Here is a 24,088-nt window from a genome sequence, read left to right as displayed (position 1 = left end):
TTTTTATTTAAGAGCACCCCATGGCAAAGAAAAAAGGCAAGCCTGCTGAAATTGAAGAAGAAATTGAATATGTATCAAGAACGGAGCTTAAGCGCGAAGCGCAAGAGTTTCATCAGTTAGGTACTGAAATTGCCAAAATGGGTAAAAAACAGCGCGAACGCCTGCCATTAAATGACGATTTAAAAGCCGCAATGGTTGTTGCTGATAAAATAAGTAATAAAAGTGACGCGTACCGCCGTCACTTAAACTACATCGCTAAAACGTTGCGTACTGTAGAAAACATTGACGCTATTAGAGCGATTATCGATGTAATGCTTAATAAAAATAACCAAGCTGAAGTATTGGTCAAAAAAATTGAGCAACTACGTTCAGACCTAATTGAACAAGGCGATGACCTTATCAATGAGACCATTGAGCAGTTCCCGTCTCTTGATCGTCAGCAAATGCGTCAATTGGTTCGCAATGCGGCTAAAGAAGCGAAAGCTGAAAAACCGGGTAAAGGTTATAAAGAGTTATTTCAATACCTTAAAGATGCTCATACCGTTACATATTAATTAGACCGCATTAATTGATATTTTATTAAAAAAGGTGCTTCGGCACCTTTTTTGTTATAGATCAAACCGCCTCACTGCGTACTTTTTTATAATCACCCCTAAATAAATACTTAGGTGCGCGTGATGATTAAACTTCCACAATGGGATCAAACCCTAATAAACAAATATAACGTGTCTGGCCCGCGTTATACTTCGTACCCGACGGCTTTATCACTGCGTGATGGATATCAACAACAAGACCTACTAAGCGCTGTAGAATCATCAACGAGTCGCTCACTTTCTTTATATATTCACATCCCATTTTGTAGCCAGCTTTGCTACTACTGTGGCTGTAATAAAATAATTACCCGCCATCAATCTAAGGCAGATACGTATCTCGACTTTTTAGCAAAAGAGATTACTGCTCAAGCCTCTTTATTTAAAAGCTACACGGTTGAGCAATTACATTTAGGTGGCGGTACTCCCACCTTTTTAACCGCAAAACAAATGACCCGTTTAATGGAGCTTTTAGAACAGCACTTTAATTTTACAAGTACCACAGAGCGCGGCATTGAAATAGACCCTCGTTCACTTGCCGACAATATGCTTGTTGACTTAAGAATGCTTGGCTTTAACCGTGTCTCGTTTGGGATTCAAGACTTTAACGACGACGTACAACTTGCTGTTAATCGCCCTCAAAATGCAGATACGGTAAAGCAATTAATTACACAAGCTCGCGAGCTAGGATTTCAGTCTATAAATACCGATATGATTTACGGGCTTCCTCTGCAAACGCCAGAGAGCTTTAAGCAAACTATAGAGCAACTTATTGAGTTAAGCCCTGACCGAGTATCGGTGTTTAACTACGCGCATTTACCAGAGCGCTTTGCCGCACAACGTAAGATTAAAGATGCAGACTTACCCAGTGCGCATAATAAGCTCACCATGTTTAAAAATACACTGGAGCAGATGACGCAAGCAGGCTATCAATTTATTGGTATGGACCACTTTGCAAAAACCGATAACGAACTAGCTGTTGCACAAAATGAAGGTAAGCTACATCGTAATTTCCAGGGTTATACAACCCATGGTAATTGTGATTTATTAGGTTTGGGAGTTTCATCAATTTCGCAAATTGGCACCGCCATTTTACAAAATCAAAAAGAATTAAAACATTATTACCACAGCGTAGAAACACAAAGCGGCTGTGCTCTTAATAAAGGTATGCACTTAACACATGATGATGTTATTCGTGCTGATGCAATTAAACAGCTCATTTGCCAATTTGAGTTAGATATACAAGACTTTAGCGAAAAGCATGCGCTTATATTTAATGACTACTTTGAGGATGCGTTATTAGCGCTTGTACCACTTATTAAAGATGAGTTAGTCACTATAATTGATAATAAAATTAGCGTAACACCAAGAGGGAATTTATTTATCCGCATTATATGTATGTGCTTTGACGCTCATTTACAAAAACAAATAAATGCCACGAGGTTTTCACGAGTGATTTAGCTAAAAATTGTTCGGCATAAAAAAAGCAGACCAAGGTCTGCTTTTTCTGAGAGTTTTACAAAATTAAAACTAGTTAAAAACCACTTTATCGCTGCCAGGGGCAGCTTTAAATTCGATGATAATTTTAGCGCAATCGGCTTTAACTTCATCTTTAAGTGTTTCTTCAGCTTGCCACCGGGCTGTATCAAGCTTAAAAATCTCTTTTTTAGCGTATTTTTTTCGTGCATCGTGTGTCGGCATTTCTTTAACTACCTGGTACATTTTATAAATGCCAGGATATTGCGTCGTTAAATCACGCTCGCTCTCAAAGCCATATTGAGACATAAGTACCCAAATACGTAAACAGCCTTCAGAAAACTCACACTGCTCTTCATTCATTGCACGCGCAATTAAATGAATACTATCAGCTAGCTTTGCATTTCGCTTTAAACGAGACTTTTCAAGCTTTTGCTTTTGTTCAGCCTGCGTTTTAGCAATTAACTTTTTTTGCGCATTTAACTTATACAGCAACTGACCCGCATAAAATGCTAAACCAACTATTATAGCAGCACCTAAAAGTAAGGCTAAAATTACCGCAGTACTCATTATTTATCCTTACTATTTGTCGTTTTCATCTAACCATTCGTTAGCTAAATCGTCAGATAAGTATTGATCGAAATCAGAGCTGCCCTTGCTTTCAATATCATCTTCAAGGTCATCTTCAAACTCGTCTTCATCCTCGTCTTCAATACCAAGAATTTCACATAACGCCTGATGGCGAGCTATTCGGCTATTAAAGTACTTAGCATCTTTACCTGTTAGCATTTCGCCTTCTTCATGACGCTCTACTAATTTAAGTAGACGTTCGTCATTTTCAAGCGCTTCTAGCTCTTGCTCAGGTGTAAACTGTGGCTCAATTACTTTTTTCAGCTCAATAGTTGGCTTTAAGTTGCGTTTCATTTCAACTTTAGGTTCTGGCGCAGTTGCAATCAATGGTACTGGCTTTTTACTGCCTACACGCTTATCTTTAGGCGCGTGACCAGCATTATGGCTTTCGCTATCTAGTAAATCTGGCGCGTTACGAGAACCCGGCTTAGCGCCTTTGGTTTTTTTAACTCGCTGCTCTTTTAATGCGCGCATTTCTTTAAGCTTATCTTGGCTTAAACGAACAGGTCCATTTGCTGGGCTTTTGCGTGACTTTTTAGTTCTACTCATATCTTGATCATCTCACTTAAGAGGTTTTGAGCGAAGCGCAAATTAATGGGCATCGCAGTGCTGGCCTAGCCAGAAGAATTCAGTTTGCGCTATAGAGGTTGGGTTTCCCATTTAAAAGCGCCTTAGCTAATTAATCGCTAATTTTAAACGGTGGGTATTGTAACAGGACAAATAAAAAGGCGGTAGAGAAAACATCTCTACCGCCTGCTAATCTGAGCGCCATTATCTGGACACTTCTCCCTTCGACTTTTTTTAGTCTTTATTATTTTTATTATTATCAGTCCGTATTGTTATTATTTTTACGTTCCTTGTTACATTCCATTTTGTTTTTATTATTAAACTTCCATGAGTTTTTTATTATTTTCGGTCATCCTGACACTTTTTTGTTATTTCCTTTAGTAGCACCAATTTTGTGCTATGTAGTCATGCCGCGCTACTTTCCTTATAGCTGTTTCCGTTTTGTTATTGTTTTTGCGACAGGGGTTAATTTACTCGTTAATAATTTTGTTACAACTGATTTATATAACTTTTATTATAACCATTACATTAAAAAAACACATAAACATTAAATTACAATTACTTAGCATATAATTTAAAAATAAAAGAAGACTTTTCTTACAGTAGAGCATAGTCAATGTCTTACATGCAAACGGGTGATATCGTTAATTACAGGCACAAAAAAAGCAGCCTAAGCTGCTTTTTGTAACACATTGTAGTGTATTTATTATTAACGGTTAAATAAATACGACTTTAGTGTAAACCACCTAAGTACTGAGATAGTACTTCAATGTCTTTATCTGTTAATTTCTTTGCAATGTCGCCCATCATGCCATTTAAGTCATTGTGGCGAGTGCCATCACGGAACTTTTCAAGTTGAGACTTGATATATCCAGGATGCTGAAAAGAAATTTTTGGAAACTTAGCCAGTGACGAGCCATTACCACGTGGGCCATGACATGCTGCACATGATGGAATTCCACGCTCTGCGTCACCTGCTTTAAAAAGCATTTCGCCTACTTCAACAACATCTTTAGGTGTAGCACCTTCAGACATGTTCATTGAAGAAAAATAAGCAGCTAGATCTTTCATGTCTTGCTCGCTAAGTGGCATAGCCATAGCGCTCATTACTGGATCCATACGCCCTTCTTTGCCGCCTGACGTCATACCTAATTTTAAATCCTGAAGTTGCTTAAGGATATAATCTGGATGTTGACCTGCAATTTTAGGGTAAATATTAACCGGCGCATTACCGTCTGGGCCGTGACAAGCCGCACACGTTGCTGATTTTTCTTTACCTGCGTTTACATCGCCATCAAATGCTGTTGCGTTGCTTGCTGACAACGCACCAAGCAATATTGTTAAAGATAGTGCTATTTTTTTCATGGTGAATTCTCTGTTTCCGACCCTGTATCATCTACAATCGTGATGTTGTAATACATATATTCTACACGATAATAAATTCTCTGGCACGTTTTCTACACATATTAAGCTTATAATTTACAGGGTTTTGACTTAGATTAAGCTTTAACATGTTTTAAATGTACCATAGGTGCTGTTTTTAGGTGGTTAAATACGCTTTTTAATACATCCTTTATAGTATAAAATACGCGCCCTGAGTGAATTTGGTTTACTCAACGTTATTTTTTTAAGTTTTAGGAGAGCCTGTGCTCAAATCTCGTATCAAATATAATACTGCGTCTTTCGTAACAAGCGCTCCCGACATTACTAAATTACCTGCTGATACGGGAATTGAAGTTGCGTTTGCCGGTCGCTCCAACGCAGGTAAGTCGAGTGCATTAAATGCATTAACCGATCAAAAACTAGCACGTACAAGTAAAACACCTGGACGTACTCAGCTAATTAATACATTTGATTTAGCTGATGTTGACGATATGCGCCTTATCGATTTACCAGGCTATGGTTTTGCTAAAGTGCCAATCGAAATGAAAAAGAAATGGCAGAAGTCGCTAGGGGAATATCTGCAAAAGCGTCAAAGCTTAAAAGGTATTGTTATTTTAATGGATATTCGTCATCCGTTAAAAGATTTAGACCGCGATTTAATTAATTGGGCTATTGGTAGTGAAATTCCAGTATTAGCACTATTAACTAAGGCCGACAAATTAAAGCAAGGTCCTCGTAAATCACAAGTGCTGCAAGTTCGTCGTGAATTAAGCACGCTTGATGGGGATATTACAGTTCATGCGTTTTCATCATTAAAAGGCACGGGCTTACCAGAAGTTGCTAAAAAGCTAGATGAATGGTTTTTAGGGCCTGTTATTGCTGTACCACCTACTGATGAAGTAGTCACAGACGAAACTAACCCAGAAGCTTAAGCTTCTGGTGTTACGATAAATAAAACTGCTTTCCTGCAGATTTAATAAAATAGCCGAGCTTATCAGACTCGGCTTTTTCAGCCCACTGATAATATACGCTTCGCGCAACACGCGCACTACAGCCATAAGGTAGCTTTAGATAAGGTACTTTTGAGCCTTTATAGTCTTTTATAACTAAAGGCTGCTGGGCGCTCACCAACCACTGCCTAGCTAAATTATCAATACAACACAACACCTGCCCTTGCGCTGTATTTTCAAAACGCCAATCAACAATAATAAACGGCGCATCATCAACCGTTATTGTTACTTTTTCGACAGGTGTTTTTAAATAAAATTGCTCACCTTCTTTACATAAAACAGAAGCAAACAGCTTCACCATGGCTGGGCGTGTTATTTCGCTGCCATCGTAAAACCATTTACCGTCATGATTAATGACAATCGGCAGTTCCCCACAATTGTTAGGCTGCCAACTATCAAAAGGTTTGCTTGGCTCGCTTAATTGCTTGCTAAGCTCACTTAAAGAAATCACTGCTTTTTAAGTGTAATTGCAAACGTAACAGGCACCGCTGTTGCGATTGAAGGTAGGCCTGCTAATTTTTGCAGCTGTTTAACACCTTCCGTTACACCAAAATCAGCACTATTAATAATAATAGGTGTAAATGATGACACAGTTAAATCGCCACTTTGTGTGCTATTAACAAGTACATCAATAGCCAGTGGTTTTTTATTACCATGAAAATCAAGCTCAGCTTTAATGCCTTTCAATACATATTGACCAGGCTTTTTAATATTACTCAACTCTTTAGTTAAATTGGCAGTTAAAACTGCATTGGGGAATTTAGCCGCTTCAAACAACAATGCCGTTAAACGCTCATTTCGAATAGGAATTAGGGTTTCAGCTGATGTTAAATCAACATTAACGCTAAACTCGCCTTTATCAGAAAGCATACCTTCAAGATTAGTAAAGTGGTGAGCTTCGGCAACAGAGTCCTTTTTTATAGAGACAAAGCTTAATTGGCTTTTATCATTCACTAACTGCCAATTAGCCTGGGCAACATTAGAGATAACTAAACTTGATAAAGAAAAACCTGCAATAGCTAATGCTTTAAACATAACGCACTCCTTAGTGATAAATTGAAAAATAATAAAAATGAAAAATAATAGCGCTTTGATGGTATCACCTGCAATGTACCCAAACCACCACAAAGTGACGAATGAATAGCACAACAAAAAGCATCAATATAGTAGAATTTTCAAAGATAGAATAAAAAACGGCCCACCAAACAAGTTGGTAGGCCGGTATAGCAAACTGGGGAGAAGCTATCAATTTGTTGCACCCTTTCAGATGCATCATCAACAGGATGTCCTACAGGATAGGACAGGCGGGACTTTAACAAATGCACGCATTAAAATACAATCATATTCCTGCAAAATAGCTCGAATTGACGAACATATAACTATTTAATACAAATAGTTGCTTAAATTAACCTTATTTTAACTAAAGCTTGCATGTAGCAAATTAAATAGCTGTTATTCGCCATTTTTATTAAACATAAAAAAAGCGCCAAAAGGCGCTTTTATTAAAATGCTCAAATTGCATTAATGGGCTTGTTCCCAGTTGTCGCCTTCATCGGCTTCAACTATAAGTGGTACATCAAGCGCAGCAGCTTGCGACATCAGCTCACAAATATGTTTTGTGTATTGCTCTGCGCAGTCTGTTTTAATTTCAAATACTAATTCATCGTGTACTTGCATAAGTAACTTAATCGTATTTGGTGCTTGTTCGTGTACCCAACGATTGACGCTCAGCATTGCCTTTTTAATAATATCAGCGGCAGTACCTTGCATTGGCGCGTTAATAGCAGCACGTTCGGCTCCTTTTCTGCGCGCACCATTACGTGCGTTTATTTCTGGTAAATGCAAACGACGTCCAAAAATAGTTTCAACGTAGCCATTTTCAGCCGCTTTTTCGCGTGTTGTTTCCATGTACTCTAATACACCTGGAAAACGCTCAAAATATTTATCTATATAATGCTGCGCTTCATGGCGTGGCACATCTAGTTGACGTGCTAAACCAAATGCCGACATACCGTAAATTAAGCCAAAGTTTACTGCTTTCGCTTTACGGCGCATGTCGGTGGTTACATCATCAAGCTCTACACCAAATACTTCAGCAGCAGTTGCACTATGCACATCTAAGCCGTTGGCAAATGCATTTAATAGGCCTTTATCTTGTGAAAGATGCGCCATAATACGCAGCTCAATTTGGCTATAATCGGCAGCGACAATTTTATAACCATCTGCAGCTATAAAGGCTTCACGAATACGACGCCCTTCTTCTGAGCGAATAGGAATGTTTTGTAAGTTAGGATCGGTTGAGCTTAAGCGCCCTGTTGCTGTAATTGCCTGATGGTAAGAGGTATGCACGCGCTGTGTTTTCTCGTTCACCATTAATGGTAACTTATCGGTATACGTTGATTTAAGCTTTGATAAACCACGATGCTCAATGATTACTTTAGGTAGCGGATAATCATGCGCAAGCTCTTGCAGTACTTCTTCTGCGGTAGAAGGTGCACCTTTTGGCGTTTTTTTGATAATTGGCAGGCCAAGCTTTTCAAACAACAATACTTGTAGTTGCTTTGGAGAACTTAAATTAAATGGTTCGCCTGCTATTTCAAATGCTTCTTTTTCAAGTTCAATTAAGCGCTCGCCTAATCGTTGGCTGTGCGCTGCAAGCATATTGCTATCTATTGCTACACCTGTGCGTTCAATATCAGAAATCACGCTAACAAGTGGCATTTCTATATCTTCAAATACCGATTTTAGCTTTTCATCAGCCGCTATTTTTGGCCAAAGCACTTCATGTAGGCGCAAAGTAATATCGGCGTCTTCTGCGGCGTAAGGCGCAGCTTTTTCAAGTTCAATTTGGTTGAAGGTAAGTTGCTTCTTACCTTTGCCAGCAATATCTTCAAAGCTAATATTTTTATGACCTAGATATTTAAGTGCTAGCGAGTCCATATCATGGCGTGTACCCACACTATTAAATACGTATGACTCAAGCATGGTGTCAAACTTAATACCATTTAGCGCAAAGCCTGCATTCGCTAATACACTTTTATCGTATTTAAGGTTTTGCCCTACTTTAGCTTTGTTTTCATCCGCCAAAATTGGACCTAGCTTTTGCATTACAAATTCAAGACTTAATTGCTCAGGCGCACCCGGATAGTCATGTGCTAGAGGTAAATACACTGCTTCACCCGCTTTTACGGCAAAACTCATACCCACTAATTGCGCTTTCATGTAATCAAGGCTGGTAGTTTCTGTATCAAATGCAAATAACTCGGCACTATTTAATTGCTCTATTAACGTATCAAATTGCGCTTGCGTTAAAATAGTTTCGTAATGGGCGTCTTCTACTTTTGGTAATTCAGTGGCTTCGGTAGGTACAGCTAGATGTGTTTCTGCATCTTTAGGATTATCAAGTAACTCAGCTAACCAACGACGGAATTCGCACTCACCATATAATGCAATTAATTCGTCTTTGTTAGGTTCTTGAAGTTTGAATGTATCAAGATCAGATTCGACTTCAACATCACACTTAATTGTCGCAAGTTCGTAGCTCAAAGGCAGATGATCGAGCGCAATTGCTAACTTTTCACCTATTTTACCTTTAATCTCACTGGCATGATCCATTACACCTTGAAGCGAGCCATACTTTTCTAACCATTTAACCGCAGTTTTAGGGCCACAGCCTTCAACACCCGGGATGTTATCAACCTTGTCGCCCATAAGCGCAAGGTAATCAATAATAAGCTCAGGGCCTACACCAAACTTTTCAACCACAGTAAGGGGATCTGAAATACTGTCGGTCATCGTGTTTATTAGCGTAACGTGTTCATTAACAAGCTGCGCCATGTCTTTATCGCCGGTAGAGACGAGTACATGTCGCTTTTGCTCTGACGCTATACGTGCAAATGTACCAATAACATCATCAGCTTCAACGCCTTCAATACTAATTAGCGGAAAGCCCATCGCTTTGATAATACTGTGTATTGGCGCTATTTGAGTGCGTAAGTCATCCGGCATTGGCGGACGATTTGCCTTATATTCGCTATACATATCGTTACGGAACGTTTTGCCTTTAGCATCAAATATAACCACCATATGTGAGGGATCGTATTGTCTGATCAAGCTTTTAAGCATGTTGATCACGCCATAAATAGCGCCCGTAGCCTCACCTTTAGAATTAGTTAAATGCGGCGGAGAATGATAAGCACGAAATAAATATGACGAGCCATCAACTAAAATAAGTGGGTTTTCGGGGATCTGAGCCATGGTGAATTTGGATCCTAAATACAAAAAATTAAGGTAATTATAAGCATGCCATAAGGTAGTTCATAAAACGACAGTGAATTACTGCTTATCGTGTTATTAAAACTAGAGCAAGCTGTGGATAAGTGTGTAGATAACAGCCACGAGCTATTCTTCCAAAGCATTTTAAAATGCCTAGAAAATACTTTAACTGTATGTTTTAATTTAAAAAAGATAATACGAGGTTCTTTTTTTATTATTTTAAACCAATGTGGAAAAAGGTTTTCTAACGACTGCTTGTGTTGTTATTCACTTTGATTATTCGCATCCATTTAAATAACCGGAGGAGTATTCTAGCACAATGGATCGAAGATCATAGCGATCCTTTATAATTTTTTTATAGGCAAAGTGATCGCAAATGGCATAAACCGCAATACAACTTGCACAGCGAATGATTCTTGTACTGTAAATTTATTTTCGCGAGAAATTTTGAGCATGTTAGACTTCATCCGATAGACTTATAAAAAAGACTTTAGGGGCACAAAAGCATGAAAAACGTAGCGGTAATATTAGCAGGTTGTGGCGTATACGATGGTAGTGAAATAAATGAAGTAATTTTAACTTTATTACATATAGCCAAAAATGACGCGACTTATCAGTGTTTTGCACCGAATATTGAACAACTTCATACCATTAACCATTTAACAGGCGAAGTAATGCCTGATAAACGCAATGTATTAACCGAAGCGGCTCGTATTGCACGAGGTGACATCAAATCTTTAATTGAACTAGACGTAACTCAGTTTGACGCATTAATAGTACCTGGCGGTTTTGGCGCTGCAAAAAACTTATGCGACTTTGCAATTAAAGGCGCACAAGCAAATATTAATGAAGATGTACTCAATGTTTGTAAAGCATTCGCAAAAGCAAATAAGCCTGCTGGTTATATGTGTATTGCACCCGCTTTGATCCCGTTTATTTATGATAACGCCGTACTTACTATTGGCAACGATGCAGATACAGCACAAGCACTTAACGCATTAGGCGCTAAACATATAAACTGCGCAGTAAATGATATAGTTATCGATGAAGCAAATAAGCTAGTTACCACACCAGCTTACATGTTGGCAGAATCGATTCTTGATGCGGATGCGGGGATCGCAAAGCTCGTTAGTAGCGTATTATCAATACACTGATTATAGTTTTAAGCTCCAAAAAGTTAATTATCTAACTGATTGCGCTTATTAAATTGCTTAACAAAAGTCAGTAAATAATTAATTTTTATTGCGTTAACGCAAAAAGTAGTCAGTTTTATTAATAAAAACGCCTCTTAGCATTTTATAAATTTGCTCAGAGAGTTATAATCGGTTTAATTTCCGTCATATTTAATCGTGATTGATCACGTTCAAATCGAAGTGAGCAAGGCCAAAATGAAAAAATTAACAGCTGCGGCATTATTAATACTAGCAACCACCGCATACGCACAGCCATATGATAACTCTATGACTGAAGAAGCAATTAAAGCACGTCTCGCGCCGGTTGGTGCTGTATACCTTGAAGGCGATAAAGCTGCTGTTGCAGCGGCGCCTACAGGCCCTCGTTCTGGTGAGCAAGTGTATCAAGGTGCATGTTTTGCATGTCACGGTACTGGCGCACTAGGCGCGCCTAAATCGGCTGACGATTGGGCTCCGCGCATTGCAAAAGGTAAAGATACGTTACTTGACCACGCAATCAATGGCTTTAATGCTATGCCTCCAAAAGGCACATGTATGGATTGTTCTGATGATGAAATTAGCGCTGCTATCGACTTCATGACATCTAAATAAATACAATTAAAATACACAAAAAAGGTTTGCTTCGGTAAGCCTTTTTTAATGCCTGAAATAGTGCTTTTAACCGCTATTTTAGTAGGAATATCAACTTGACGCTGGACGTTAAAAGTGAAAGTATAAGGTTAATAACTATACAATAAAAATAGCCGGCTAGATCATTGGAAGATAAACACCCCGTATCGAGTAAATTAGCATATCAAAATAAACGTCTTAAAACGCTACTCGAAAAATACAAGCAATCACATCATTTACAAAATGCCCTGATCCAATTATCAGAGCAAGCGAGTACTGTTGCCGAGCTAACCCTATTATATCCTGCCATTCACGATATTTTACAAAAGTATGTACCGAGTAAAAGCTTTTACGTGGTGCTATTAGATCAACATAGCCAATCATTAGAACTTTCTTATTTTTCAGATGAAAAAGACGGTATTGCTGTCGCGCTAAATCAATCAAACAGCTTTGATGAAGGTGCCACCGGTTATGTTTTTAAACAAGGTAAAACAACATGCTTTACCAAGAAACAAATGCAAGACGCTGCAGCCGAAGGCTTATTTAAAGCATTAGGCACTCCAGCAGAGCACTGGGTAGGTGTACCTGTTTACCAAGAAAAGAACATTATCGGCGTATTCGCTGCGCAAAGCTATGATACAAAACAAGGTTATAGCCCACAGCAAATACAACTACTTGAGTTTATGTCGCTTTATTTAGCAACCGCCATAGAGCGTGTAAAAACACGAGAACTCCTTGAGTCAGAAGTTAAAATTCGTACCCGCGCACTCACACAAAGTAACGATGCGTTAAACCTCGAAGTTGAACAACGTAAACGCGCACTTCAGCGCCAACATATTTTGTTTAAAATATCTGAAATCGCAACACAAGCTAAAAACCTTGATGATGCTTACTTTAAGATACATCAAATAATAAAAACAATTACCTACGCAGAAAACTTATATATTGCACTTTATGATAAAGAATCTGGTTGGATTAGCTTCCCCTATTGCGTTGATGAATTTAAAGAAAACACACAACCCAGGCGCTTTGCTAAAGGCTATAGTGAGCTGGTAATAAGTACAGAAGAAACACAGCTTATACACCCGTATAGAGCAAAAGAATTGATAGAAAATGGTGTAGTACAGCGCTCAGCCCCTGTGCCTAAAGAGCAAATGGCCACTAGTTGGTTAGGCGCTCCACTTAAAACAGCTCAAGGTGTTATCGGCCTTCTTGTTTGCCAAGCTTACGATAACAAACATATTTTTAGCCAAGATGATTGTGAGCTAATGACCTTTGTATCGCATCAAATTGCAGCTGTATTACAAACCAAACTCGCTAATCAAGCGATTGCAAAAAGCCATCAAGAACTTGAATTTAGAGTAAACGAAAAAACCAAAGAGTTGCGTCAAACTAATCTGCATTTACAAATGCAAATAGATGAGCGCAAAAAAATAGAGCTGCAGCTTTATCATGATGCACATCATGACTCTCTTACTAGCTTACCTAATCGCAGCCTATTTTTAACTCAGCTGGAAAAAACGCTACAACATTATCAGCGCTTTCCTGAACATCACTTTGCTGTTTTGTTTATCGATTTAGATAAATTTAAAGATATTAACGACCAGCTTGGTCACCATGCTGGCGATCAGTTTTTGATTAACGTGAGTGAATTATTTGCCCAGTGTATACGCGAGCATGATTTACTTGCACGCCTAGGTGGCGATGAGTTTGTAATTTTATTAACGCATTTAACTGAGCCTCAACAAGCAGAAGATGTTGCTAATCGTATTATCGATTTGATGAAAAAGCCTTTTTGTCTTAAAGGGGAGTCCTTACAAAGTGGTGCAAGTATAGGAATAACTCATTCAAATCAGGATTATAAGCATACAGATGAAATTATTCGTGACGCTGATGCTGCAATGTATCACGCTAAAAATTCAGGAAAAAACCGCTATGAGTTATTTCATCCGCTATTAACGCAATCAAGACCTATGCAGGGGCAAAGAGCCCTCCATTACCTTGATATACTTCCTATGAGCTTTAGAAGCTCAGAGATAGTTACGCTCAATGAGCAGCATCAGTCGGAATCATTATTTGAAGCATTTGGTGAGCACCCGATACTTGGCTTTACTAGCTTTGATATTTTGAAAAAATTTGCATCCGGTAAAGAACAACACCTACAGGTAGAGCTGCAACTATTGCAACGCGCTTACGCACAAGCAATAAGTACTAAAGTAACTATGGCGCTATTGCCTTGTTCGGGTTTATTACTAGAAGAACACGAGTTTATTTTATTTACAGATACGCTAGGTAAACAGCAAGGGCAAAGCCAACTCTGTTTATTATTTGATGAACAAGAAGTTCGCCATGCAAGTGCAACACAAATTGAAAATCTTAAAAAACTACCGCAACTAGGCTATTCAATTGGTTTAAACAATTTTGCTAAAGACAGGTGCGAGCTGAATTTACTAACCGATATTAACTTTGATTACCTGCTACTTAGCTCGACCTTTAGTAAACGTGTTTTACAACAAGAAAGTTACGATTTTCAGCTACAAGGTGTACTAGCCATTACAAAACTTAAAGCAATGAAAGTCATTGCTAAAGGCCCATCAATACTTAATTTTAGGGCTTTATTAGACAAGCATGGCTTAGCTTTTTTTGTGGGGAAACAACACGCTTTAGTGTGCGCTGAGTTACCTGAAATACAAGCAACCCAGTCTTTATAAAATTAGCCTGAGGTATTACTCAGGCTTTTTAAACATAGCGCGAAGGTTGGCGACTCTTGCTTGGCCTTTTTCCATTCGCTCTGCTTGGGTATTTGGCGCTTTTTTGTTTTCAATCGCTAAGTCGTCTTGTGGTAACTCTTGCACAAACCGGCTTAACTCAGTTTGTGAGGTTTCACCAAATTGACGACGTATTTTTGCATAAGTAAGTGTTAACTCCTGCTGTGCACGAGTAATACCAACGTAAGCTAAGCGGCGTTCTTCATCTACGTTATCTTCATCAATACTTACCTGATGCGGAAGTAAGCCCTCCTCCATACCTACCATAAATACGTATGGGTACTCTAAGCCCTTTGATGCATGCAGTGTTGATAAGTGCACTGCATCGGTTTCATCCTCTTCTTCGTTACGCTCAAGCATATCGCGAAGGGTTAGCTTGCTAACAACCTCAGCCAATGTCATTGGTTCGTTGTCGGCATCACCGGTCAACATATCGGTGATCCAGCGATACAATTCAGAAACGTTTTTCATACGCATTTCAGCGGCTTTAGCACTCGGTGACGACTCGTACAAATATGCTTCGTAATTAATATTACGCACTAAGTCTTTAACAGCTTCAAGTGTATCGCCACGTACAGCGTTATCAGATAGCTCAACAACCCAACGTGCAAACCCAGCAAGCGCATTAAAGCCACGCCCTTTTAGTCTGTAACCTAAATCGTTATCAAAACAGGTAGCAAACAAGCTCGCGTGCTTTTCATTAGCCAACGTACCCAGTTTTTCGAGTGTAACCGTGCCTATTTCGCGGCGCGGTGTATTTACGATACGTAAAAATGCATTGTCATCGTCTTGATTAACTAACAAGCGCAAATACGCCATAATATCTTTAATTTCTGAGCGAGCAAAAAATGACATCCCGCCACTAATTTTATAGGGGATACGGTTACTCATTAGTGATTTTTCAAAGCCACGAGCTTGATGATTACCACGATATAAAATAGCGTAGTCTTTATAGCTAGTTCGCTTCATAAACTTATGGGAAATTATCTCGGCAACTACGCGCTCAGATTCATGCTCTTCGTCGCGGCACCCTATTACTTTAATTGGCTCACCGTAACCAAGCTCACTGAATAGCTTTTTTTCGATATCATGCGGATTATTAGCTATCAAAATGTTAGCGGCTTTTAGTATTCGCCCTGCACTTCGATAGTTTTGCTCAAGCTTTATTAGCCTAAGCCCCGGGTAGTCTTTACCTAATAACACTAAGTTTTGTGGGCGAGCGCCACGCCAAGAATAAATTGATTGGTCGTCATCACCTACCACAGTAAAACGGGCACGCTCACCAACAAGTAATTTAACAAGTTGATATTGGCTCGTATTGGTGTCTTGATACTCATCCACCAGTAAATATTTAAAGCGCTGCTGCCAGCGCTCACGCGACGTTGCGTTATTAGTAAGTAGCAAAGTAGGGATCATAATTAAATCATCAAAATCCAATGCATTATAAGCGCGCAGCTGATTTTGATAGCGAGCATAAAGCTGTGCAAACAACGCCTTTTGCGCATCGCGGGCTTCTCGTATTGCTTGCTCAGGAAGCACTAATTCGTTTTTCCAACTACCAATTTCCATTTTAAGTAGTTTGAGTAAGTCTTTGTCTTTTTTTAGTTCGTCTTCGGTCAGTTCACTAAGAAGCTGATTGGTATCTTGATCATCAAATAAGGAAAAGCCAGGTTTAAAGCCCAGTGTACTTAACTCTTTTTTTATTATTTCTAAACCTAGTGTATGAAACGTTGATACCCACAACCCTTTAGCGTCTTGTTTACCAAGTGTTTGCAGTACTCGTTCACGCATTTCTTTAGCGGCTTTATTGGTGAAGGTAACGGCAGCTATATTTCGCGCTTTGTACTCACATTTTTTTACCAAATAAGCTATTTTATTAGTAATAACACGAGTTTTACCAGAGCCTGCGCCTGCGAGCACTAAGCATGGACCACTAATATATTTTACGGCTTCATCTTGTTTAGGATTGAGTTTCATAACGACCAAAGAAATTTAAAAGACGCGTAATTTTAACGTAACCATTACAGCGAGCATAGCAATTGCCTTAATTAATTAAGGTAAAGATGATCATGTGTTAAATACCATAGGTATAAGGTAATATTAGTTATTATTATTTTAGGCCGCATCGAAGGGAAAAATATGATCAACCCAGCAAAACTTGAAGAAATTGCTAAGCAAATTACTAGCAATATGCCACAAGGTGTAAAAAACCTAGCAGAGACACTCGAAGGTAAAACAAAGCAAGTTTTACAAAACAAGCTTGCTGAGATGGACTTTGTGAGCCGTGAAGAATTTGATGTGCAAAGCCAAGTACTTATTCGTACTCGCGAAAAACTAACCGAACTTGAAGCTAAAGTTGCCTTGCTTGAGCAACAACTCAGCGCTAAAACTGACGCTGAATAATTAAAAAGGCAGCTTAAGCTGCCTTTTGCCTTTTACTAAGCTTATTCAAATAGCTCATCTAGCACATAATAAAATAACTTAGCCTGTTGCTCTAAACTCACACTCAGCATTTTTTGTGCAACTTGCTCGCCTTTTATTGGTCTGTAACGCTTTAAAAACGCAAATCGTGTAATAACAGGAAAAATAATACTGCCTATCTTTTCTGCCACTCTAAATTGCTCACGATCACCTAATAATAAAGACGGTTGTAAAATACTTATTTTATCAAAAGGGAGTGCTTTAATATGTTGCTCAAGCTCACCCTTCATTTTCAAATAAGCACTATTACTGTGCGTGTTCGCCCCGCTTGATGACACTAAGCAGTAGTGCGTAACACCATTACATGCCGCTAACTGCGCTGCTATAAACTGATAATCAAAATCTACTTTACGCTGAGCTTGTGTAGAGCCCGCCCGTTTACGGGTTGTGCCCAAACACGAAAACAATATGTCGCCTTTAAAAAGCTCAACGTATTGAGTTAATTTTTCAAAATCAATAACATGATTAACTAGCTTTGCGTGTGTAATAGGCAAAGCCCGACGACTTAACGTAACCACTTTGGTATAACGATCGCTATTAAGTAGCTTATGCAGCAACTCGTTACCAACCAAACCTGTAGCACCTATTAATATCGCCGTTTTAGTCATAAATTTATTTATTCTCGCCCACTTTTTTAAGTACGTGCTGCACTGCTTTTTTGTAGCTTTGCGTTTCTTCACTCGCGCACGTTACTACAGATTCTAAATCGTGAAGGTGGCCGTTCTCTAAACCATAAACCCAACCATGAACGCTTAGCTCTTGTCCGCGATCCCACGCATCTTGCACAATGTTAGTACGGCATACATTTCGTACCTGCTCAATGACATTTAGCTCAATAAGTCGGCTTAAACGTTCGCTTTCTGGCATTGCATCAAGTTGCTCAAGATGCTTTTCTTTTACATCACCTACATGGCGTAGCCAGTTATCAATAAAGCCAAATTTTGCATTGTTTAAAACAGCTTGTACGCCACCACAACCATAGTGACCAACTACCATGATATGTTTTACTTTTAAGACTTCTACAGCGTACTGCATAACCGACAAACAGTTATGGTCAGTGTGTACAACCACGTTAGCAACGTTACGATGTACAAATAATTCGCCTGGTAATAAATCAACTATTTGATTAGCAGGTACACGAGAGTCTGAACAACCAATCCATAGATACTCTGGATTTTGTTGCATAGATAAAATTTTAAAAAACTCAGGATCAGCTTCACTTGTGCGAGCAGCCCAACGTTTATTGTTATCGAATAAATTTTTTAACTTTCTCATTGCATCTCTTATTAAGTCGAGGACGGAAATTTAATGGATATTAGCGAGAATCAATATATTACGAGGCGTTAACTGCTTTTCACAAAACGTTTTAACGCTTACTTGATAGCCTTGCTGTTGCAAATATAAAGCACGATCGAGCACAAGCCAAACTTCAATTGCTCTTCTGAACACATGTCGAACCAGTTCAACTCGGTCAGTTATTTTTTTTCGAGCAACCCCAACCTCTAAATATTTATTATAATCAGTATCTTGAGGTAGGTTTATTGCCTTTTTGTCTGCAGCCCATGCACAAAATAATTTAAACGAATCTGAGAATATAGCTTTGTTAACCGAAGGTACGCTTACATAATATTGCTCGCCAGTAATCGACTTTCTAAGTGCATCAAAACCAAGTCGCCATTCAAGTTCTGTTTTACGTACTTTTTCCAGACGAGAAGGCGCTGTAACGGTTTCTTGCAAGGCGAGCTTTAAATCGCGATGCGTTAGGTTAAGCTCACTTTGGTTTGCAACCTCACTCATTGCAAGGTACTCATTAGCCGTAAATAAGTGATAGCAACAAGGTGAAAAGCTAATTTGTTGTACTTTTGCCAAACTTGCTTGGCGCATAAATGCTTGGTGCAAACCACCACATGCGTGGAGCGCTACAGCATGCATATCAGTATTAAAAAATTGAGTAATATCATCTTTTAATACATCAGCTTGGCTAAAGTGCATTGCTAAACCTTGTTGCTGTGCACTTTTTAGCCCTTGTTCACATAAGCTTAGTTGCAGCTCAATACTGTGCACATCACTTGCGCCATTAAATGCAAGCATTCGCCCTAAGTGCCCTTTACCCGCGCACCACTCTAAAACCGGTTGCTTAGTAGTAGGTAATGCAGATACAAAATCTTGTAACTGATCAAACTTACGACCTTTAATGCCGTTACTTATCCAAAATGGATAATCAACTCGAGAGGGGGCAGCGCTAGGTAATTCGCATAATTTTTTAAGTTCATCAAGTTGGTTTATGTGTTGGCTAAAAAATTGGTATAGCTGATTTTGATCGTTATCAAGAGCGGTTACTTGATCATCAGTTAATTCGCTAAGTATGCCTTGCAGCTCTGGCCAAGGAATAGTGTCAAAATCAAATGCGGTGCACTGCCAATACTGGCGATGACGCATTAAAAGTGAATCAAGTGCAAAAAATTGCTCGGCTAAAGTCATAACAGCTTAAATAATAAAAAAGACAATTAATTATATCAGCTCAGTGAGATCTCACTAAACAGTTAATTTTTACTAAAAATCAGCCTTAAATACAAAGGGATTGAAATAATACTCACCAAAATAGCCGCTATAAGCATCCACGATAATTGCATTTTTTCAGGCTCTTGGTATTTATAAATAAAGTGAGATTTTACTTCGTCAAATTCGCTTTGCTGTATGCCATATAAATCAGCAATTAAGCGCCACTTTGCTATCGACATATGCCCTAAACTGGTGGTAGGTAGTACTATATAATTTTTTAACACTTCAGCCTCAAAGGCGAGCTGATGAAAGCTTTTATTCGGTGCATAGTTTTGCTGGGTAACTGCAATGGCTTCATCCATGTTCATCATTGCATAACGCCAACCTTTTAGGCTCGCTTGGTAGAATTTTTCGACCGTTTGCGGATTTTGCTTAAGCATGTTTTCGCTGGTAAATAAAATGTCGCTATATACGTCCATCCCATAACGCTGTGGGCAAACAAGCCGATGAGCGATCCCTTGTTGAGTCATATAATAAGGCTCTGTAGTAACATAAACTTGCATAGCATCTAGCTTGTTTTCAATCCAAGCCTGGCCTGGATTTATGCCGTCGTAAACTTTAAGATTATCCACTTCTACACCGCTGCGTTTGAGCATAATGAGCAACTCGGTGCCGTCATTTTTGCTCACAGCAGTGATACGTTTATTAACAAAGTCACGAGGGTGAAAAATATCAGACGTGTCTTTTACCATCCAGCAGTAAGGTGAAAACTGCAGTAAAGCTGCCATTGCAACAAAGGGCTGACCATCAATACGTTGCTGTAAAATACCCGAATGTCCTACGCCAAATTGCGCCTCGCCACGAGCGATAGGACCAAAGGTATCAGGTTTCATTGGATTAGCTTGTTTAATAGTTACATCAAGGCCCGCTTCATTATAAAAGCCTTTTTGCTTTGCCATATAGTAGCCAGCAAACTGAAACTGATGTGTCCATTTTAGCTGTAATGTGACTGATTCTTGCGCCATTATATGGCTACAAAAAAAGCACAATCCAATGATTAATCCTTTAAATAGCAAATAGGTGTCCTCAAAAAGTATGACGATTACCTGTAACTATATGTAAAACGTGTAATAAAGCAAGCACCCCAGTTAGGTGCCGGCCTTTAAAGAAGGGTTATACTGAGGCGAGTTTTTCTACTTTTTCTGCTTGCGGTTTTGATGTTAAAAATTGGCTAAAACACGGGTTTTGTGTTTCATCCTGTACACTGTAACCTAAGCGATTTAAATGCTCGTTAAACATCTCATACTGACTCGGCTCAATAGCAAAACCTGCCAGTACATTCCCCATCGAACCACCGTGATTACGATAATGAAATAAGGTAATGTTCCAATTACTGCCTAAAGTATCTAAAAAGCGTGCAAGCGCACCTGGATACTCAGGAAATTCAAAACGCAATAAACGCTCATGTAATTGCTCTGGTGCTTTTCCCCCAACCATATAACGCACGTGTAATTTAGCGAGTTCGTTATCCGACAGATCGCAAAATTGATAATCGTTATTTGTTAAATCTAGCTTTAGCTCATTGAGTTCTTGCTCGCCTTGGCGCAGGGCAATACCTACAAATATTTGTGCTTCACCAGGTCCTGCATAGCGGTAGTTAAACTCAGTAATAGCACGGCCACCTAAAGAAGCACAAAACTGTTTAAAGCTGCCTTTTTCTTCTTTAATAGTAACCGCTAATAGCGCTTCGTTTTTTTCACCCAGTGCAGTGCGCTCTGCCACATAACGCAAGCGATCAAAGTTTAAATTAGCACCCGATAAAACAGCCGCTAAGTGCAACCCTTTTAACCCCGACTGCTGACTCCATTTTTTAAGCCCTGCCGTTGCAAGTGCACCTGAAGGCTCTGCTATTGCGCGGGTAGATACAAAAATATCCTGCATGGCTGCACATATTTCGTCGCTAGTTACGGTTACAACCTCATCACAAAACTTTTGCGCTAAACGAAATGTTTCAGTGCCAATAATTTTAACCGCTACGCCATCGGCAAAACTGCCAACGCGATCAAGCTCTACCGGTTTACCCGCTTCAAGTGCTGCTTGTAAACACGCACTTTCGTCGGCTTCTACGCCAATGACTTTTATATCTGGACGCAGAGATTTAATATAAACCGCCATACCAGCAAGTAAGCCACCACCGCCAACAGGAATAAACACAGCATCAAGCTCGTTTAATTGCTGCATTAACTCACGTGCTACAGTGCCTTGACCAACAATTACGTCAGGGTCATCAAACGGTGGAACAAATATGCCTTTTCGCTGTTCTGTAAGCTCAAGCGCATATGCTTTTGCTGCATCAAAATGATGGCCATATAATACAACTTCACCGCCAAGTGCACGCACTGCGCTGACTTTTATTTCAGGCGTTGTTACTGGCATTACAATAGTAGCTTGGTGCCCAAGGTGAGATGCACTTAATGCAACCCCTTGAGCATGATTACCCGCAGAAGCCGTAATAACCACCGAGCCTTTAGGTAATTTATTTAATTTGTTATACGCACCGCGTAATTTAAACGAATACACGGGCTGTTGGTCTTCACGCTTTAACCAAACATGGTTACCTAGCTTTTTACTGAGTTCAGCCATTTCGCTGACCTCAGTGACTTTAGCCAAAGGCTCCATGTTTGCTTGAATAATAGCGCGAAAATAATCGAGCTCTTGAGAAACCATAATTAACTAAGCGCCTCCAATTTAGCTAAATCGCGCACAGCGCCTTTGTCAGCACTGGTTGCAAGTAATGCATAAGCTTTTAAAGCAGACGACACATAACGTTCACGATCAACTGGCTTGTACGCCATTTTTCCGCGTGCTAATTGCTTTTGCTTACGTGCTTCAAGTTCTTCATCGCTTAGCGCTAACGTAATTTCACGTGTTGCGATATCAATAATAATTTTATCGCCATTTTCAACATAAGCAATTGCGCCACCACTTGCTGCCTCTGGTGACACGTGGCCAATTGATAAACCCGAAGTACCACCCGAAAAGCGGCCATCAGTAATAAGCGCACATTGTTCAGCTAGGCCTTTTGATTTTAAATAACTTGTTGGATAAAGCATCTCTTGCATACCTGGGCCGCCTTTTGGCCCTTCATAACGAATAACAACGACATCTCCGGCTTTTACTTCGTCGTTTAAAATACCTTCTACCGAATCATCTTGTGATTCGTACACAACTGCGGTGCCTTCAAAATGTAGCATTTCGTCAACGACGCCAGCACTTTTAACAACACAGCCATCAACGGCTAAGTTGCCCGAAAGCACAGCTAAACCACCGTCTTGGCGAAAAGCATGTTCAACGCTTCGAATACACCCATTCACGCGGTCATTATCGCCTTCATCCCAACGACACTCTTGGCTCATGGCTTTAGTAGTACGAATACCCGCAGGACCCGCACGATAAAACTTGCGCGCAGCTTCGTTAGTAGGATCTGTTGCATCCCATTTTTTAACAAGCTCAGCCATTGTTGACCCAGCTACATGATTAACCGACATATCAACTAAGCCCGCTTTACCAAGCTCGCGTACAACTGCCATCATGCCACCAGCACGGTGTACATCTTCAATATGGTACTCTGGTGTTGCCGGCGCCACTTTACATAAAAATGGTGTTTTACGAGAAAGCGCATCAATGTGCGACATATCAAAATCAACGCCCGCTTCTTGCGCTGCTGCGAGTAAATGTAATACGGTATTTGACGAGCCGCCCATTGCAATATCAACAACCATTGCATTCATAAAGGCTGTTTTGTTAGCAATAGCACGTGGCAATACATCTTGATTATCTTTTTGATAATACTCACGGCATAAATCAACAATACGGGCACCCGCTTCAACATAAAGTTGTTTACGGTCTTTATGAGTCGCAAGCGTGGTACCGTTACCCGGCAGCGCTAAACCTATTGCCTCTAGTAAACAGTTCATTGAGTTTGCCGTAAACATGCCTGAGCACGAACCACATGTAGGACATGCAGAGCGCTCTACTTGTTCTGAATCTGCATCACTTACCGATTCATCTGCGCCTTTAACCATGGCATCAACTAAATCAAGTTTAATGTCGATATTAGCAAGTTTAGTTTTACCCGCTTCCATTGGACCGCCCGATACAAATATTACCGGTATGTTTAAACGTAGCGCTGCAAGCATCATCCCTGGGGTGATTTTGTCGCAGTTTGAAATACAGATCATCGCATCAGCACAATGGCCATTTACCATGTACTCAACCGAATCAGCAATTAAATCACGCGAAGGCAATGAATAAAGCATGCCGCCGTGACCCATTGCAATCCCATCATCAATCGCAATGGTATTAAATTCTTTAGGAACGCCACCAGCCTGCGTAATTGTCTCACCCATAAGCTCACTAAGCTGGTTAAGGTGTACATGCCCTGGTACAAATTGTGTAAACGAGTTAACTACGGCAATAATCGGTTTACCAAAATCAGAGTCTGTCATACCTGTTGCGCGCCATAATGCTCTTGCGCCTGCGCGTTTACGTCCTTCAGTTGTTGTTGCACTTCTTAATTTAGCCATAGTTACCTCAGTTTTTGC

The 24,088-nt window shown here is 39.7% G+C and carries 20 protein-coding genes; 7 read left to right on the top strand and 13 right to left on the bottom strand.

Annotation, left to right across the window (positions count from 1 at the left end; all coding sequences use genetic code 11):
- Nucleotides 1–20 precede the first annotated feature (20 nt).
- Both yjgA and hemN read left to right on the top strand, forming a co-directional pair.
- Entirely contained in the window at nt 21–554 is a 534-nt protein-coding gene (yjgA, locus tag PX700_RS10215) for a ribosome biogenesis factor YjgA (protein WP_007582068.1), read from the top strand.
- Nucleotides 555–677: 123 nt separating this feature from the next.
- Entirely contained in the window at nt 678–2,051 is a 1,374-nt protein-coding gene (hemN, locus tag PX700_RS10210; protein WP_479520664.1) for an oxygen-independent coproporphyrinogen III oxidase, read from the top strand.
- Nucleotides 2,052–2,120: 69 nt separating this feature from the next.
- On the opposite strand, the gene PX700_RS10205 is transcribed toward hemN, so the two are convergent.
- From PX700_RS10205 to PX700_RS10195, 3 genes are all read right to left on the bottom strand, one after another.
- Nucleotides 2,121–2,636, bottom strand: a complete 516-nt coding sequence (locus PX700_RS10205) for a DUF2489 domain-containing protein (RefSeq protein WP_166419904.1) — start codon at nt 2,634–2,636, stop codon at nt 2,121–2,123.
- A gap of 12 nt (nt 2,637–2,648) precedes the next feature.
- Nucleotides 2,649–3,245: a Der GTPase-activating protein YihI gene (gene yihI / locus PX700_RS10200; RefSeq protein WP_479520663.1), complete on the bottom strand. Its 597-nt coding sequence runs from the start codon at nt 3,243–3,245 to the stop codon at nt 2,649–2,651.
- 750 nt (nt 3,246–3,995) lie between these two features.
- Nucleotides 3,996–4,628, bottom strand: coding sequence for a c-type cytochrome (locus PX700_RS10195; protein WP_024600405.1), 633 nt, complete (start codon nt 4,626–4,628; stop codon nt 3,996–3,998).
- Nucleotides 4,629–4,909: 281 nt separating this feature from the next.
- Between PX700_RS10195 and yihA the strand changes: the two genes are divergently transcribed.
- The gene (yihA, locus tag PX700_RS10190; RefSeq protein WP_008165591.1) at nt 4,910–5,578 is read left to right on the top strand and encodes a ribosome biogenesis GTP-binding protein YihA/YsxC; all 669 of its coding nucleotides are present in this window, start codon (nt 4,910–4,912) and stop codon (nt 5,576–5,578) included.
- Between the two features lie 10 nt (nt 5,579–5,588).
- On the opposite strand, the gene PX700_RS10185 is transcribed toward yihA, so the two are convergent.
- From PX700_RS10185 to polA, 3 genes are all read right to left on the bottom strand, one after another.
- Nucleotides 5,589–6,107, bottom strand: a complete 519-nt coding sequence (locus PX700_RS10185; protein WP_479520662.1) for a DUF1285 domain-containing protein — start codon at nt 6,105–6,107, stop codon at nt 5,589–5,591.
- A complete protein-coding gene (locus PX700_RS10180) occupies nt 6,104–6,691 on the bottom strand; it encodes a YceI family protein (protein WP_197119292.1) in 588 nt (195 codons plus the stop codon). The genes PX700_RS10185 and PX700_RS10180 overlap by 4 nt, the downstream gene beginning before the upstream one ends.
- Nucleotides 6,692–7,177: 486 nt before the next feature.
- Entirely contained in the window at nt 7,178–9,913 is a 2,736-nt protein-coding gene (polA, locus tag PX700_RS10175) for a DNA polymerase I (protein WP_479520661.1), read from the bottom strand.
- 524 nt (nt 9,914–10,437) lie between these two features.
- Here polA and elbB point away from each other — a divergent pair.
- From elbB to PX700_RS10160, 3 genes are all read left to right on the top strand, one after another.
- The gene (gene elbB / locus PX700_RS10170; protein WP_479520660.1) at nt 10,438–11,085 is read left to right on the top strand and encodes an isoprenoid biosynthesis glyoxalase ElbB; all 648 of its coding nucleotides are present in this window, start codon (nt 10,438–10,440) and stop codon (nt 11,083–11,085) included.
- Nucleotides 11,086–11,319: 234 nt separating this feature from the next.
- Nucleotides 11,320–11,715 carry a c-type cytochrome gene (locus tag PX700_RS10165; RefSeq protein ID WP_415637775.1) on the top strand — a complete coding sequence of 132 codons (396 nt, stop codon included), beginning with the start codon at nt 11,320–11,322 and terminating at the stop codon, nt 11,713–11,715.
- 164 nt (nt 11,716–11,879) lie between these two features.
- Nucleotides 11,880–14,444: a GAF domain-containing protein gene (locus PX700_RS10160; RefSeq protein ID WP_479520659.1), complete on the top strand. Its 2,565-nt coding sequence runs from the start codon at nt 11,880–11,882 to the stop codon at nt 14,442–14,444.
- Nucleotides 14,445–14,459: 15 nt separating this feature from the next.
- Here PX700_RS10160 and rep read toward each other — a convergent pair whose 3' ends face one another.
- Nucleotides 14,460–16,478 carry a DNA helicase Rep gene (rep, locus tag PX700_RS10155; RefSeq protein WP_197119293.1) on the bottom strand — a complete coding sequence of 673 codons (2,019 nt, stop codon included), beginning with the start codon at nt 16,476–16,478 and terminating at the stop codon, nt 14,460–14,462.
- A gap of 162 nt (nt 16,479–16,640) precedes the next feature.
- Between rep and ubiK the strand changes: the two genes are divergently transcribed.
- A complete protein-coding gene (gene ubiK, locus PX700_RS10150) occupies nt 16,641–16,904 on the top strand; it encodes a ubiquinone biosynthesis accessory factor UbiK (RefSeq protein WP_121954625.1) in 264 nt (87 codons plus the stop codon).
- Between the two features lie 41 nt (nt 16,905–16,945).
- Here the strand turns inward: ubiK and PX700_RS10145 are convergent, their stop codons facing one another.
- From PX700_RS10145 to ilvD, 6 genes are all read right to left on the bottom strand, one after another.
- On the bottom strand, nt 16,946–17,590 hold the full coding sequence (locus PX700_RS10145; protein WP_479520658.1) for an NAD(P)H-binding protein: 645 nt from the start codon (nt 17,588–17,590) through the stop codon (nt 16,946–16,948).
- 4 nt (nt 17,591–17,594) lie between these two features.
- Nucleotides 17,595–18,257 (bottom strand): carbonate dehydratase, encoded by a 663-nt coding sequence (gene can, locus PX700_RS10140; protein WP_197119296.1) that lies wholly within the window; start codon nt 18,255–18,257, stop codon nt 17,595–17,597.
- A 30-nt stretch (nt 18,258–18,287) separates the two neighbouring features.
- Nucleotides 18,288–19,463: a methyltransferase gene (locus tag PX700_RS10135; protein WP_479520657.1), complete on the bottom strand. Its 1,176-nt coding sequence runs from the start codon at nt 19,461–19,463 to the stop codon at nt 18,288–18,290.
- Nucleotides 19,464–19,525: 62 nt separating this feature from the next.
- Complete coding sequence (locus PX700_RS10130; protein ID WP_479520656.1) at nt 19,526–20,509, bottom strand: ABC transporter substrate-binding protein; 984 nt, start codon at nt 20,507–20,509, stop codon at nt 19,526–19,528.
- A 148-nt stretch (nt 20,510–20,657) separates the two neighbouring features.
- Entirely contained in the window at nt 20,658–22,211 is a 1,554-nt protein-coding gene (gene ilvA, locus PX700_RS10125) for a threonine ammonia-lyase, biosynthetic (protein ID WP_479520655.1), read from the bottom strand.
- Nucleotides 22,212–22,213: 2 nt separating this feature from the next.
- Nucleotides 22,214–24,070: a dihydroxy-acid dehydratase gene (gene ilvD / locus PX700_RS10120; protein WP_479520654.1), complete on the bottom strand. Its 1,857-nt coding sequence runs from the start codon at nt 24,068–24,070 to the stop codon at nt 22,214–22,216.
- Between the last annotated feature and the right edge of the window lie 18 nt (nt 24,071–24,088).

It is taken from the genome of Pseudoalteromonas sp. TP27, assembly GCF_056470645.1.
The sequence above is the reverse complement of the archived record's forward strand: the minus strand, read 5'-3'. Positions and strand labels throughout refer to the sequence as shown.

Bases quoted from the DNA above. Each gene is read 5' to 3' on its own strand.
- yjgA (WP_007582068.1), top strand. From the start codon at position 21: ATGGCAAAGAAAAAAGGCAAGCCTGCTGAAATTGAAGAAGAAATTGAA.
- hemN (WP_479520664.1), top strand. From the start codon at position 678: ATGATTAAACTTCCACAATGGGATCAAACCCTAATAAACAAATATAAC.
- PX700_RS10205 (WP_166419904.1), bottom strand. From the start codon at position 2,636: ATGAGTACTGCGGTAATTTTAGCCTTACTTTTAGGTGCTGCTATAATA.
- yihI (WP_479520663.1), bottom strand. From the start codon at position 3,245: ATGAGTAGAACTAAAAAGTCACGCAAAAGCCCAGCAAATGGACCTGTT.
- PX700_RS10195 (WP_024600405.1), bottom strand. From the start codon at position 4,628: ATGAAAAAAATAGCACTATCTTTAACAATATTGCTTGGTGCGTTGTCA.
- PX700_RS10180 (WP_197119292.1), bottom strand. From the start codon at position 6,691: ATGTTTAAAGCATTAGCTATTGCAGGTTTTTCTTTATCAAGTTTAGTT.
- polA (WP_479520661.1), bottom strand. From the start codon at position 9,913: ATGGCTCAGATCCCCGAAAACCCACTTATTTTAGTTGATGGCTCGTCA.
- elbB (WP_479520660.1), top strand. From the start codon at position 10,438: ATGAAAAACGTAGCGGTAATATTAGCAGGTTGTGGCGTATACGATGGT.
- PX700_RS10165 (WP_415637775.1), top strand. From the start codon at position 11,320: ATGAAAAAATTAACAGCTGCGGCATTATTAATACTAGCAACCACCGCA.
- rep (WP_197119293.1), bottom strand. From the start codon at position 16,478: ATGAAACTCAATCCTAAACAAGATGAAGCCGTAAAATATATTAGTGGT.
- ubiK (WP_121954625.1), top strand. From the start codon at position 16,641: ATGATCAACCCAGCAAAACTTGAAGAAATTGCTAAGCAAATTACTAGC.
- PX700_RS10145 (WP_479520658.1), bottom strand. From the start codon at position 17,590: ATGACTAAAACGGCGATATTAATAGGTGCTACAGGTTTGGTTGGTAAC.
- can (WP_197119296.1), bottom strand. From the start codon at position 18,257: ATGAGAAAGTTAAAAAATTTATTCGATAACAATAAACGTTGGGCTGCT.
- PX700_RS10135 (WP_479520657.1), bottom strand. From the start codon at position 19,463: ATGACTTTAGCCGAGCAATTTTTTGCACTTGATTCACTTTTAATGCGT.
- PX700_RS10130 (WP_479520656.1), bottom strand. From the start codon at position 20,509: ATGGCGCAAGAATCAGTCACATTACAGCTAAAATGGACACATCAGTTT.
- ilvA (WP_479520655.1), bottom strand. From the start codon at position 22,211: ATGGTTTCTCAAGAGCTCGATTATTTTCGCGCTATTATTCAAGCAAAC.
- ilvD (WP_479520654.1), bottom strand. From the start codon at position 24,070: ATGGCTAAATTAAGAAGTGCAACAACAACTGAAGGACGTAAACGCGCA.